At 60.3% G+C, this 12,666-nt stretch carries 15 protein-coding genes; 12 read left to right on the top strand and 3 right to left on the bottom strand.

Annotation, left to right across the window (positions count from 1 at the left end):
- Positions 1-39: 39 nt before the first annotated feature.
- From secG to rpiB, 3 genes are all read left to right on the top strand, one after another.
- Entirely contained in the window at positions 40-405 is a 366-nt protein-coding gene (gene secG / locus V1471_RS01005; protein ID WP_434286395.1) for a preprotein translocase subunit SecG, read from the top strand.
- A gap of 217 nt (positions 406-622) precedes the next feature.
- Positions 623-2,266 carry a CTP synthase gene (locus tag V1471_RS01000; protein ID WP_434286394.1) on the top strand — a complete coding sequence of 548 codons (1,644 nt, stop codon included), beginning with the start codon at positions 623-625 and terminating at the stop codon, positions 2,264-2,266.
- Positions 2,267-2,278: 12 nt separating this feature from the next.
- Positions 2,279-2,728 (top strand): ribose 5-phosphate isomerase B, encoded by a 450-nt coding sequence (rpiB, locus tag V1471_RS00995; protein WP_096805518.1) that lies wholly within the window; start codon positions 2,279-2,281, stop codon positions 2,726-2,728.
- Positions 2,729-2,791: 63 nt separating this feature from the next.
- Here rpiB and V1471_RS00990 read toward each other — a convergent pair whose 3' ends face one another.
- The 3 genes from V1471_RS00990 to V1471_RS00980 all read right to left on the bottom strand — a co-directional run bounded on the left by V1471_RS00990 (position 2,792) and on the right by V1471_RS00980 (position 4,750).
- Positions 2,792-3,361, bottom strand: coding sequence for a hypothetical protein (locus V1471_RS00990; RefSeq protein WP_434286393.1), 570 nt, complete (start codon positions 3,359-3,361; stop codon positions 2,792-2,794).
- A gap of 231 nt (positions 3,362-3,592) precedes the next feature.
- On the bottom strand, positions 3,593-4,222 hold the full coding sequence (locus V1471_RS00985; protein ID WP_434286392.1) for an FMN-binding negative transcriptional regulator: 630 nt from the start codon (positions 4,220-4,222) through the stop codon (positions 3,593-3,595).
- 84 nt (positions 4,223-4,306) lie between these two features.
- Entirely contained in the window at positions 4,307-4,750 is a 444-nt protein-coding gene (locus V1471_RS00980) for an Lrp/AsnC family transcriptional regulator (protein ID WP_096807166.1), read from the bottom strand.
- Positions 4,751-4,860: 110 nt separating this feature from the next.
- On the opposite strand from V1471_RS00980, the gene V1471_RS00975 reads away from it, so the two are divergent.
- The 9 genes from V1471_RS00975 (at position 4,861) to V1471_RS00935 (ending at position 12,664) form a co-directional block, all read left to right on the top strand.
- Complete coding sequence (locus tag V1471_RS00975; RefSeq protein ID WP_434286391.1) at positions 4,861-5,454, top strand: LysE family translocator; 594 nt, start codon at positions 4,861-4,863, stop codon at positions 5,452-5,454.
- A gap of 89 nt (positions 5,455-5,543) precedes the next feature.
- Positions 5,544-6,455 carry a polyphosphate kinase 2 gene (ppk2, locus tag V1471_RS00970; RefSeq protein ID WP_434286390.1) on the top strand — a complete coding sequence of 304 codons (912 nt, stop codon included), beginning with the start codon at positions 5,544-5,546 and terminating at the stop codon, positions 6,453-6,455.
- A gap of 99 nt (positions 6,456-6,554) precedes the next feature.
- Positions 6,555-6,995: a TerB family tellurite resistance protein gene (locus V1471_RS00965; protein WP_434286389.1), complete on the top strand. Its 441-nt coding sequence runs from the start codon at positions 6,555-6,557 to the stop codon at positions 6,993-6,995.
- A gap of 220 nt (positions 6,996-7,215) precedes the next feature.
- Positions 7,216-8,007 (top strand): ABC transporter ATP-binding protein, encoded by a 792-nt coding sequence (locus tag V1471_RS00960; RefSeq protein ID WP_434290842.1) that lies wholly within the window; start codon positions 7,216-7,218, stop codon positions 8,005-8,007.
- Between the two features lie 33 nt (positions 8,008-8,040).
- The gene (locus V1471_RS00955) at positions 8,041-8,754 is read left to right on the top strand and encodes a transporter substrate-binding domain-containing protein (protein ID WP_434286388.1); all 714 of its coding nucleotides are present in this window, start codon (positions 8,041-8,043) and stop codon (positions 8,752-8,754) included.
- 63 nt (positions 8,755-8,817) lie between these two features.
- Positions 8,818-9,708, top strand: a complete 891-nt coding sequence (locus V1471_RS00950; RefSeq protein ID WP_434290840.1) for an ABC transporter permease — start codon at positions 8,818-8,820, stop codon at positions 9,706-9,708.
- The gene (locus V1471_RS00945; protein ID WP_434286387.1) at positions 9,705-10,511 is read left to right on the top strand and encodes an ABC transporter permease; all 807 of its coding nucleotides are present in this window, start codon (positions 9,705-9,707) and stop codon (positions 10,509-10,511) included. Before V1471_RS00950 ends, V1471_RS00945 begins: the two co-directional genes overlap by 4 nt.
- 9 nt (positions 10,512-10,520) lie before the next feature.
- Complete coding sequence (locus tag V1471_RS00940) at positions 10,521-11,864, top strand: glutamine synthetase family protein (protein WP_434286386.1); 1,344 nt, start codon at positions 10,521-10,523, stop codon at positions 11,862-11,864.
- A 179-nt stretch (positions 11,865-12,043) separates the two neighbouring features.
- Positions 12,044-12,664, top strand: coding sequence for a type 1 glutamine amidotransferase (locus V1471_RS00935; protein WP_434286385.1), 621 nt, complete (start codon positions 12,044-12,046; stop codon positions 12,662-12,664).
- The last annotated feature ends 2 nt before the right edge of the window (positions 12,665-12,666 follow it).

The following is a 12,666-nucleotide window of genomic DNA, read 5'->3' as shown; positions in this document are numbered from 1 at the left end:
CTTAAGTAGCCCCATCGTACGACCTCAAAGGCCTGATCCATGGAAAATGTCATTCTCGTCATCCACCTGATCCTCGCGCTCTGCCTCATCGGCATTGTGCTCTTGCAGCGATCCGAGGGTGGCGGTCTTGGCATGGGCGGTGGCGGCGACGTCATGACGGGCCGGGCTGCGGCCACGGCACTGAGCAAGCTGACCTGGCTTTTCGCCATCGGGTTCATCATCACTTCGGTGACGTTGACCGTTCTGGCGCGCAAGGATGCGGCCTCCACCTCCGTGATGGACGGCGTTTCGACCGAAGAGACCGTTCCGGCCGAAGACAGCACGACCCCGGCCCTGCCGTCGGGTGCCGATCTTCTGCCGCCGTCGTCGACGGATGCGCCGGTTGCGCCGCCGCGCGCCGACTGATCTTTCCTAAAGATTAACAAAACCTTGAGAGTTGAGGGGAAATTCCCCTCAACATGTTGCGGTTTGGTTGCGCGGGCGGACCGAATCTGTTATTTCTTAAATCCCGTGAACCACGTTGTTTCGAGCAGGGGCCAACCGGTCGATGAGATCGGCTAAATTGGCTTTTGGAATAACGTTAAGACAAGAATTCGGACTATCACGGGAGCCTCTCCAGCCCATGGCACGCTATGTTTTCATCACCGGCGGTGTTGTTTCTTCGCTTGGGAAAGGTCTCGCATCGGCCGCCCTCGGCGCTTTGTTGCAAGCACGCGGCTATTCGGTGCGGTTGCGCAAACTCGACCCTTACCTGAACGTCGACCCCGGGACGATGAGCCCGTTCGAGCATGGCGAAGTGTTCGTGACCGACGACGGCGCGGAAACCGATCTGGACCTCGGCCATTACGAGCGCTTCACCGGCGTGTCGGCGCGGATGACCGATTCCGTGTCCTCGGGGCGGATTTACACCAATGTGTTGGAGAAAGAGCGCCGCGGCGATTACCTCGGCAAGACCATTCAGGTCATTCCGCACGTCACCAACGAGATCAAGGATTTCCTTGAGATCGGCGATGACGAGGTGGATTTCATGCTCTGCGAAATCGGCGGCACGGTGGGCGACATCGAGGGCCTGCCGTTCTTCGAAGCCATTCGCCAGTTCGCGCAGGATCGCCCGCGCGGCCAGTGCATTTTCATGCACCTGACGCTCCTGCCCTATATTGCGGCCTCGGGCGAGTTGAAGACGAAACCGACGCAGCACTCCGTCAAGGAGCTGCGCACCATCGGGTTGCAGCCGAACGTGCTGGTCTGCCGCTCCGAGCATCCGATCCCACAGAAGGAACGCGAGAAGATCGCGCTGTTCTGTAACGTCCGCAAAGAGGATGTGATCGCAGCACCGGATCTCAAGTCGATCTATGAGGCGCCGCTCGCCTATCACCGCGAGGGGCTGGATCAGGCCGTGTTGGACGCGTTCAACATCGCCCCCGCGCCGAAGCCGGACCTGTCGGTGTGGCACGATGTGGCCGACCGGATTTTCAACCCGGAAGGCGAGGTCAAGGTCGCGATCGTCGGCAAATACGTTCAGCTCGAAGACGCCTATAAGTCGGTGAGCGAAGCACTGACGCACGGCGGCATGGCCAACCGGGTGAAGGTCAATGTGGAATGGGTCGATGCGGAGATTTTCGAGCATGAAGACCCCGCACCTTATCTGGAAGGTTACGACGCGATTCTGGTGCCCGGCGGCTTTGGCGAGCGCGGCACGGAAGGCAAGATCAAGGCGGCGCAATTCGCCCGCGAGCGCAAGGTGCCCTACCTCGGGATTTGTCTCGGGATGCAGATGGCCGTGATTGAAGCGGCGCGGCATCTGGCCGGGATCACCACGGCAGGGTCGGAGGAATTCGACCACGAAGCCGGAAAAAAACGTTTCGAACCAGTTGTTTACCACCTCAAGGAATGGGTGCAGGGCAACCATACGGTGCAGCGCAAGGCGGATGATGCCAAGGGCGGCACGATGCGGCTTGGCGCCTATACCGCGAGCCTCAAGGAAGGCTCGAAAGTGGCGGAGATCTACGGCGCGACCGAGATCGAAGAACGCCATCGCCACCGCTACGAGGTGGACATCAAGTACAAGGACAAGCTTGAGGCCTGCGGGCTTGTGTTCTCGGGCATGTCGCCGGACGGGCGTTTGCCGGAGATCGTCGAGGCCAAGGATCACCCGTGGTACATCGGCGTGCAATATCACCCGGAGCTGAAGTCGAAACCCTTCGCCCCTGCGCCGCTGTTCCGCGATTTCATCCGGGCTGCGAAAGAAAACTCCCGTCTGGTGTAAGGACCGTCCCAAATGACTGACAACAAACGCATCGCGCTGTCTTCCGACCACGCCGCCATCGAGCTGCGTCAGGCCATTGCCGCCCATGTGGCAAGCCTCGGCTGGGAGCCGGTGGACATCGGTCCGACCACGCCGGAGAGCACGCATTATCCGAAACACGGCGAGGCGGCGGCGAAACTCGTGGCCTCGGGCGATTGCCGGTTTGGCATCATCCTTTGTGGCACGGGTCAGGGCATCATGCTGGCCGCGAACAAGGTCAAGGGCATCCGCTGCGGCGTCTGCTCGGAGGCCTATTCCGCCAAGATGCTGCGCCAGCACAACGACGCCAACATGCTGTCCATGGGATCGCGGGTGATCGGCGAAGGGCTTGCGCTCGACATCGTCGAGGCCTTCCTCTCGGCCGAGTTCGAAGGCGGCCGCCACGGCACGCGGGTCGATATGATCATGGAGATCGAGGGTTAAGCGGCCTCGTTTAGACCGGATTGAAAAAGGCGCCTCACGGGGCGCCTTTTGTTTTGAACTCGATCAGATTTGCCCGAGTATGTTGTGCGCCCAGCTTTTTTGGTCACCCAAAAAGTTGAGCCAGAACCCCTCCGGCTGACAGGCCCAGGTGCCGGATGTTTTATCAGCCTGACGAATATAATATTCGAGCGCGACTTTGAGCTCTGTTGTTACCTTTTGACCGGCGTTGTAATCGTCGATCAATCCGGCCAAATCCTCGCGCTGTCGCATGACTTGGATCATCTCGATACCGCATTCGGCGGAACGTTGCAGGCGATGAACCCCCTCGTTCATCTCATCCACCATGTCCTCGTTGATCGTCGTGACCTTCATACACTGACCCCAATAGATTTCAGTGTGGGAATGGCTCTTTGCGTAGCTGAACTGATCCAAGGCATATTCATGCGACCCATCGAGATTTTGCCAGCCATCGTTCAGAATATCATACCAATCCTTGATGTCGCTGCTCCATGCCTGCCAATCGGAAATACATTCGTCCGGATCGTCCGAGTCGGTATGATAACTGGAGGCCCAAGCGTTGGATGTGAGCACGCTGGCGACACCGGCGGCCAGGAGGAAATGTTTTATGCGCATATGGCTCTCCATCTGAAAACAGGTTTGTCGCACTCGAAAGCCGGGCATCCGTCATCGGTCACAACACCACCAATGTGCCGCCCACTGTGACGACGGCAAATACCCTTTGCAGACAAGCGCAGTGACAGAGAGGCAAAAACCCGATTTGTGCAAAATATATACGACACGACGCATTACCCAGCGTCAACAAAACATATATTCCTGCAAAATTGCAGCATATGCGCGAAAGGTTCACTCCCCCTCCGGGAAACTCGCCAGTGCCTGCGCCAGGTCGACGCCCTGCTCGCCCGAGGCCATCAGCCCCGCATAGGTGCCCTGCCGGTCTTCAGTGCTCTTGTGCTGGTTGACCTTCCACTTGCCCTCCAACCGCTCCGGCACGAAACGCAGCCCGACGATGCCGCGTTTCAGAGCGGCGACATAGGGCACGGGGGCGTCCGCCACCGACCAGGGGTCCGCGCGGCCAGCCTCATGCCGGTCGGTCAGCGCATCGAGATGCGCGCCAAGCCCCTCCGCGTCATTGAACGCCTCGAACACGCCATGGGCATGGACCACGATATAGGCCCAGGTCGGCACGACTTTGCCATCCACCTGTTTCGACGGGTAAAACGACGGCGAGACATAGGCCTGCGGTCCCTGAAAGATCAAAACAGACCCCGCGCCCGCCAGTTTCCAATGCGGATTGGCCCGCGCCAGATGGGTCTCGATCACGGTCGCGCCGCCCTCCTCGCGCACCACGACCGGCACATGGGTGATCTCGATCCCTGCCTCATGCGGCGTCACCAAAGCGGCAAAACCGATCTCCGCCATGACATGGCGCAGCGTCTCGGGGTCGTCGATGGCGGAGTTGTTCGGTCGGTACATGGCGGCCTCCTGTTGCCCCGGCCTAACACGCCCGCCCTCTTCATGGCAGCAAGAAATACTCAAATCCCGCAAATGGCCAAAAGATCAGCCGCGCAAGTCCTTGGGGCTTTCCATCACGATATAGGAGGTGATCGAGGCCACATTGGGCACGGTGGCCAAAACCTCCGTATGAAAGCGCTTGTAGGCCTCAAGCCCTGCGGTCTCGATCCGCAGGAGATATTCGAAGGCGCCCGCGATGTTGTGGCATTCCTTCACCTCGAACGCCGCCTCCATGGCACGCTCGAAGCCCTTTTGCGCCTCCTTGCTATGGGCGGAGAGGCCGACGGCGATATAGGTCACGAAGCCGCGTCCGGTCTTTTGCGGATCGGTCACGGCGCGGTAGCCGCGGATCACGCCGGAGCGTTCCAACTCGCTCACCCGGCGCGAGGTGGCGGAAGGCGACAGGCCGACGCGCTCGGCAAGTTCGAGGTTACTTTGCCGCCCGTCGCGCGACAGTTCGCGCAATATATCTTCGTCAATACGATCCATGGCCGTGTTTTCGTGCAAACTTTTGATCTTCAGAACGATCTTTGCACGGTCATTGCGCCGGAGGAAGGCTAATTTCACCGGTATGTGTTCTGGCATGGAAACTCACCGGCATGGATATGACGCTCTTTCTCGCGCTTCTCGCTTTCGGCTTCGTCACCTCGGTGACGCCGGGGCCGAACAATCTCATGTTGCTGGCCTCGGGGGCGAATTTCGGCATCCGCCGCAGCCTGCCGCATATGTTTGGCATCGCCTTCGGATTCACGCTGATGGTGTTCATCGTGGGACTTGGGCTTGCGGAGGCCTTCGACACTTTCCCGGTGCTGCGGCAGGTGATGTTGGTCGTGGCGGTGCTTTATATGCTGTGGCTGGCGTGGAAGATCGCCCATGCCGCAGCCCCCGGAGAGAAAGAGGCGACGGGCAAGCCGCTCAGTTTTTTGCAGGCGGCGGCGTTCCAGTGGGTCAATCCGAAAGCCTGGATCATGGCGATCGGCGCGCAGACCAATTACGCGCAGGACACGACATGGGCGGCGGCTGGGATCGTCGCTTTCGGATTTCTGCTGATGAACCTGCCGGCGATTTCGCTCTGGGTGTGGCTCGGTCAGGAAATCCGCCGTTTTCTGACCAATCCGCGGCGTTTGGTGGCGTTTAACTGGACGATGGCGGCACTTTTGGTCGCGTCCTTGCTGCCGATCCTTTTCCATTAAGAAACCGTCATATAGAATGGGTAAAGGCGGGCTCTGAGGGGCCCGACCGGCCCGATTTTGACGATCATGCGGAAAGGACGGAACGTATCATGAGCTTTGACAAGGATGCCCAGGACTGGCTTGAAGCGGAACTCGCGGACACGCTGGACGAAGAATGGGAGATTGAGCTCGAGGATTCGATCCTGTCGCGGGAGATTAAGAAGATTTACCAGAAAGAGCATCCCGACATGCTCGACCGCTCGATCTATTTCCGGGAATTGCTGCGGCTTCAGGCGGAACTGATCAAGTTTCACGACTGGGTGCAGGAGACCGGGCAGAAGGTCGTGGTGCTGTTCGAAGGGCGCGACTCGGCGGGCAAGGGCGGCGTGATCAAGCGGATCACCCAGCGGCTGAACCCGCGCGTGGTGCGCGTGGTGGCGCTTCCGGCGCCGTCGGACCGGGAGAAATCGCAATGGTATTTCCAGCGCTATGTGCCGCATCTTCCGGCGGCGGGCGAGGTCGTTTTGTTCGACCGCTCGTGGTATAACCGCTCGGGCGTCGAGCGGGTCATGGGCTTTGCCGATGAGGATCAGGTGGAACAGTTCTTTCAGGACGTTCCCGAGTTTGAGCGGATGCTGGTGCGCTCCGGCATCAAGGTGGTGAAATACTGGTTCTCGATCACCGACGAGGAACAGCAGATGCGCTTTCTGATGCGCATTCACGACCCGATGAAACAGTGGAAACTCTCGCCGATGGACCTGCAATCGCGCATCCGTTGGGAGGATTACACCAAGGCCAAGGAAGACACGTTCTTCCGCACCAATATCCCGGAAGCGCCGTGGTATATCGTCGAGGGCAATGACAAGAAACGCGCGCGGTTGAATTGCATCGATCACCTGTTGTCGCTGTTCGACTATCACGAAATTCCGCATGATGAGATCCACCTGCCGGAACGGATCTACAAGAAGGATTACGAACGCGCCGTCTTGCCGCCGGAGCTGTATGTGCCGCGGAAATATTGAGGCGCAGGGGTGAACATAGGGGCGCGCGTGGAGCAGCGCGCTAAAACGTGATGCACAGGGAGGCTTTCCCGCCGCCGCGCCCTGCCCTATATCGCTCTTATGTTCGGTGATTTTCTCAAAACCCTGCTGCAACCGCAGCCTGCCCAGCTTCCGGATACGGATGCGCGTCTGGCCTTGGCCGCGCTTTTGGTGCGCGTCGCCCGCGCCGATGGGCGCTATGACCCGGAAGAGGCGGAGCGGATCGCGAAAGTGCTGATGAGCCGCTACACGCTGTCGCCGTTCGAGGCGGCGAAACTGCGCGGCGAGGCCGAGCAGTTGGAGGCGGAAGCCCCCGACACGGTGCGCTTCACCCGCGCCATCAAGGAGGCCGTGCCGTTCGAAGAGCGGATCGGCGTACTGGAGGGGCTGTGGTCCGTGGTGCTGGCCGACGGCACGCGCGACGAGGGCGAGGATGCGCTTTTGCGGCTGGTGTCGAACCTTCTGGGCATCAACGACCGCGACAGTGCCTTGGCCCGTCAAAGGGTCGAGGCGCGGTTGTAACGTGACTGACGTCGGGGAATCGTCGCCGCGCGCCCCTGCCCAGATGATCTCCCGAATTGCCCGGTTTATGAGCCACACTGCCCTTTAACGGGACAAAGCACGCGTTTTTCGCCCAAGGGCTGTGCGCGAGCCTTTAATTTGATCAAAACTCAGACACAACGCAGCGGAACAATGCCGTTCATTATTGCATCTGCTGAAAGATTAGCCCTAACTCTTGGCAATGTTGACCAATAACTCAAATCCCGCGACGCCCGTCATCGAGATCCGTGACCTGCACAAGGCCTATGGCGATCTCGAAGTTCTCAAGGGCGTGTCCATGACCGCGCCGCGCGGCCATGTGACCTCGCTTATCGGCTCCTCCGGGTCGGGCAAATCCACGCTTTTGCGCTGCGCCAACCTGTTGGAAGACAGCCAGCGGGGCGAGATTCTGTTCGAGGGAGAGCCGATCACCTGGAAGGGCGAAGGGCTGCACCGGCGGCCCTCTGACCCGAAACAGGTGATGCGCATCCGCACCAACCTGTCGATGGTGTTCCAGCAATTCAATCTCTGGGCGCATCTGACGGTGCTTGAAAATGTCATGGAAGCACCGGTCACGGTGCTGGGTCGCGACCGCAAGGAGGTCGAGGAAAAGGCCCGGATGTATCTCGACAAGGTGGGCATCGGCGACAAATGCGACGTTTACCCGGCACAGATGTCCGGCGGGCAGCAGCAACGCGCGGCGATTGCGCGGGCGCTCTGCATGGAGCCGCGCGCACTTTTGTTCGACGAGCCGACCTCGGCGCTCGACCCGGAGCTTGAGCAAGAGGTGATCAAGGTGATCAAGGCGCTGGCGGAAGAGGGCCGGACGATGATCATCGTGACCCATGATATGCGCATGGCCTCCGACATCTCGGACCATGTGATTTTCCTTCATCAGGGGCTGATCGAGGAGGAGGGACATCCCTCCGACCTGTTCGGGTCCCCGAAATCCGAACGCCTGAAACAGTTCCTGAGCGCGACTGTTCCGGCCTAACCATATAGAGCGCTGACTTTTGGGGAGTACCACATGAAGAAGATCCTTCTTTCCGCCGCCGCCATGGCTTTGCTGGCCGGTGCTGCGTCTGCCGAGACCGTGCGTCTGGGCACGGAGGGCGCCTACCCTCCGTACAACTACATCGACGACAATGGCGAAGTGGCGGGTTTCGAGCGGGTTCTGGGCGACGAGCTTTGCAAACGTGCCGAGCTTGAGTGCACCTGGGTGACCAACGACTGGGACAGCATCATCCCGAACCTTCTGTCGGGCAACTACGATGCGATCATCGCGGGCATGTCGATCACCGACGAGCGCAAGGAAAAGGTGGATTTCTCGCAGAACTACACCCCGCCCTCGATGTCCGCCTATGCAGCGATGGCCGAAGGCGTGGACGTGGATGCGGGCATCGTCGCGGCGCAGGCCTCGACGATCCAGTCCGCGCATGTGGTGGAAACCGGCGCGACCCTGCTTGAATTCCCGAACTTCGAGGACAGCGTCGCCGCCGTGACCTCCGGCGAAGCGGATGCGGTTCTGGCCGACAAGGACACGCTGATGCCGGTCGTTGGCGAAGGCACTCTGATGTTCGTGGGCGAAGATGTTCCGCTCGGCGGCGGCATCGGCATGGCCTTCCGCAAATCCGACCCGGAACTGCGCGCCAAATTCGATGCGGCGATCCAGTCCATGAAGGACGACGGGTCTCTGAACGCGCTGATCAAGGAATGGCTCGAAGACAGCCCGACCTTCTGATCGGATCTTCCGAGGCGGGGCGTTCGCGCCCCGCCACACGTCCCCCTGCCCAACAGGTGTCCCATCTTTTCCTATTGCGCCGATCCTGACACGCTCGACCGCCTGGCATGGCTGAGCTGTTACCTGACGACCGGAAAGCATATGGCTTTCTACACCTCCTTCGGGACGGTGCTTTTGCTTCTGGCCGTGACCGCGCCGCTGGCGCTGAGCTTCGGCTTTGCCGCCGCCGCCGGATCGCGGTCGCATTTTTTCCCGCTGAAATGGTTGTCGAACATCTACATGGCCATCGTGCGCGGCGTGCCGGACATCGTGTTTTTCCTGTTTTTCGTCATTGCTCTCGATCAGGCGTTCGAATGGACGCGGCATCAGGTGCTCTGTCCCGACTGGGATCAGCCGATCCGGCAGGGCAATGATTTTATCGTCTGCGCGGCGGCCAAGCTGCCGCTGAATTCTGCCCCCGAGATCGTGCACCAGATTTACGGCTTCGGCCTTGCCGTGCTGACCTTTGCCATCGTGTTCGGCGCCTTTGCGGGCAATGTCTTGGCGGGCGCGTTCAAGGCGGTGCCACATGGCCAGATCGAGACGGCGGAGGCCTATGGCATGACCAAGCGCCAGACGTTTTGGCGCATCATGGTGCCGCAGATGTGGACCTATGCGATCCCCGGCCTGTCGAACCTCTGGATGGTGCTGATCAAGGCCACGCCTTTGCTGTTCCTTCTGGGCGTCGAGGATGTGGTCTATTGGGCGCGCGAGCTTGGCAACACCAAGACGGCGCGGTTCACCGATTATCCCCATGGCGACTGGCGGGTGTATTATTTCTTCGGGCTTTTGGTGTTCTACCTGCTGTTTACGAAAGTCTCGGAGATTGTGCTCGCCCGGATCACCCGCAAACTGTCGCGCGGTCAGGCCACCGCCGCCGGTGAGGCGATGCGCAAAGCGGGGGCTACGGCATGAGCTGTTCCGAAACGCTTGCAAGCTATGCCTTCCGGTCGCTGGGCTATGGCGAACGCCGCCTGCCGACCACGGAGATCACGCTCTGCGATCAGGTGACCCTGATCGGATCGGGGATGATCTGGAACATCTATTTCGGGATTCTGGCGATCCTTCTGGGGTTCTTCACCTCGCAGGCGCTGGCACTTGCGAAGACCTCATCCAATCCGCTGATCCGCAAACCCGCCGAATGGTTCATTTTCGTGTTCCGCGGCTCGCCCCTATTCATCCAGTTCTTCTTTGCCTATTTCCTGTTCCTGACGATCAAGCAATCGGTGCCGATGCTGAGCAATCTGACGAACGCATGGCTGGGGGCGGCGATCGTCTTGTGGTTCAACACCACGGCCTATTCCGCCGAAATTTTCTATGGCGCGCTGATGGCGATCCCCAAAGGCGATCTCGAGGCCGCCGATGCCTATGGCTTTACCGGGTTCAAACGCTTCCGCCGGATCGTCTGGCCGACCATGATGCGGCTCGCCTGGCCCGCCTATACGAACGAGGCGATTTTCATCTTCCACTCGACAACGCTCGTGTTCCTCTCCGGTTTCCCGGCCTTGCAGCAAAAGGGCGACGCGCTTTATTACGCCTCCTATTTTGCCGACAAGACCTTCAACCCGTTCATCCCCTACCCGATCCTCGCGGGCTATTTCGTCGTGGCGACGCTCTGCATCATCACGATCTATGGCCTGATCGGAAAGCGGCTGAACCGCCACCTTCCGCAACCTCGCCAGAAACGGCCCCGGATGCTGGCGCAAATCTTTCGTTAATGGTGTCTCATGACTTCCCCCCACAGCTGGCTTGCCCAGAATCCCGACGTTAAAACCATCCGCATCGCGGCCGCCGACCTGAACGGTCAGGCCCGGGGCAAGCGCATGTCCGCGCGCTATGCCGACAAGGTGGAGACCGAGGGCACGCGCTTTCCCCTCTCCGTTCTGAACCTCGACATCTGGGGCGAAGACATCGAGAACAGCCCGCTGGTGTTCGAGAGCGGCGACAAGGACGGGGTTTTGCTGCCGACCGAGCGCGGGTTTATCCCGATGCCTTGGCTCGAAGGTCCGACGGCGCTGTTGCAGATGTGGATGTTCCATGAGGACGGGCGGCCGTTCGATGGCGATCCGCGTCAGGTTCTGGCGCGTGTGCTGGAGCGCTACAAGGCCAAGGGGCTGACGCCTGTTGTGGCGACCGAGCTTGAATTCTACCTCGTCGACGACAGTTCCCGTCAATTGCGTGTGCCGCGCTCGCCGCGCTCTGGCAAACGGCGTCCGGGGGCGGAAACGCTGGCGCTCCGGGCGCTCGATTCCTTCGACCGGTTCTTCACCGATCTTTACGAGGCCTGCGAGGCCATGGACATCCCGGCGGATACGGCGATTTCCGAAGCCGGTCTCGGGCAGTTCGAAATCAACCTCGTCTATTCGCCTGACGCGCTCAAGGCCGCCGATGACGCATGGCTGTTCAAGCTGATGGTCAAGGGGCTGGCGCGCAAACACGGGTTCGCGGCGTCGTTCATGGCGAAGCCTTACGACGAATATGCCGGCAACGGCATGCACACGCATTTCTCGATGCTCGATGCGAACGGCGACAATATCTTTGACGATGGTACGGACGCAGGCACCGACATGATGCGTCATGCGATTGCCGGGTGTCTTGACGCCATTCCCGCCTCGACCCTGATGTTTGCACCGCATGGCAATTCCTACGACCGTCTGGTGCCGGGCGCGCACGCGCCCACCCGCATCTGCTGGGGCTATGACAACCGCACGGCGGCGGTGCGCGTGCCGGGCGGGTCGCACAAGGCGCGGCGGATCGAACACCGGGTGTCGGGCGGCGATGTGAACCCGCATCTGATGATCGCGGCTATCCTTGGCGCGGCTTTGATCGGCATGGAAGACAAGATGAAAGCCCCGCCGCCGATCACCGGCAACGCCTATGCGCAGGAATTGCCCGAGATGCCGGGCGACTGGGGGACGGCGATTGCCGAGTTCGAAACCTCGGAAATGATGCGCCGCATCTTCCCCGCCGAACTGGTCCAGAACCTGACGCTGACCAAACGTCAGGAGCTTCGCGACTGGATGAACCTCACACCTGAGGAACAGGTGGAGCTTTATCTGGACACGGTTTAAGCGTGTTCGGGTTTATTTGATCAAATTTCTGCGCTTTGCCGCCTGCCCCCTTGTCGGGTTCGCGGCGAAGCGCTAGCGTCGGATCATTCCAAAGCACTTGGTGACTTATGAAACTCGGCATTCTGCAATGCGGACACGCGCCCGACCCCGTCGCGCAAATTCACGGGGATTTTCCACTGATGTTCAAACGGCTCTTCGACCGCCCGGACTTTTCCTATGAATACTGGGACGTCGAACATATGGATTTTCCGAAAGGCCCGGAGGATGCCGACGCCTGGCTTTTGACCGGCTCGAAACACGGCGCCTATGAGGATCACCCGTTTATTCCGCCGCTCGAAGAGTTGATCCGGGCGATCCATGCCTCCGGGCGTCGGATGGTCGGCATCTGTTTCGGCCATCAGATCATCGCCACCGCTCTGGGCGGCACGGTTGAGAAATTCAAAGGCGGCTGGGCCGTCGGGCGGCAAGCCTATGACATCGCGCCTTTGGGGCCGATCCACCTGAACGCCTGGCATCAGGATCAGGTCACCGCACTGCCCGAAGGTGCCGAGGTTCTGGGGGGCAATGATTTCTGTGAAAACGCGGCGCTGGTCTATGGCGACAGCATTCTGACGATTCAGCCCCACCCGGAGCTGAGCAACCCGATCATCGCCGATTACATTTCCTCGCGCATGGGCAATCCGGCCTATCCGCTCGCCCTCATGGAGCGGGCGCAGGAAGAGAACACACTGCCCACCGACGACAAACGCTTTGCCGATCTGATGGTGGATTTTCTGACCCGCGGCCGGGAGGCGCTTTGACC

The sequence above is a fragment of the Celeribacter sp. SCSIO 80788 genome (assembly GCF_051054295.1).
Taxonomy (GTDB): domain Bacteria; phylum Pseudomonadota; class Alphaproteobacteria; order Rhodobacterales; family Rhodobacteraceae; genus Celeribacter.
This window is presented reverse-complemented; position numbering and strand designations above follow the sequence as displayed.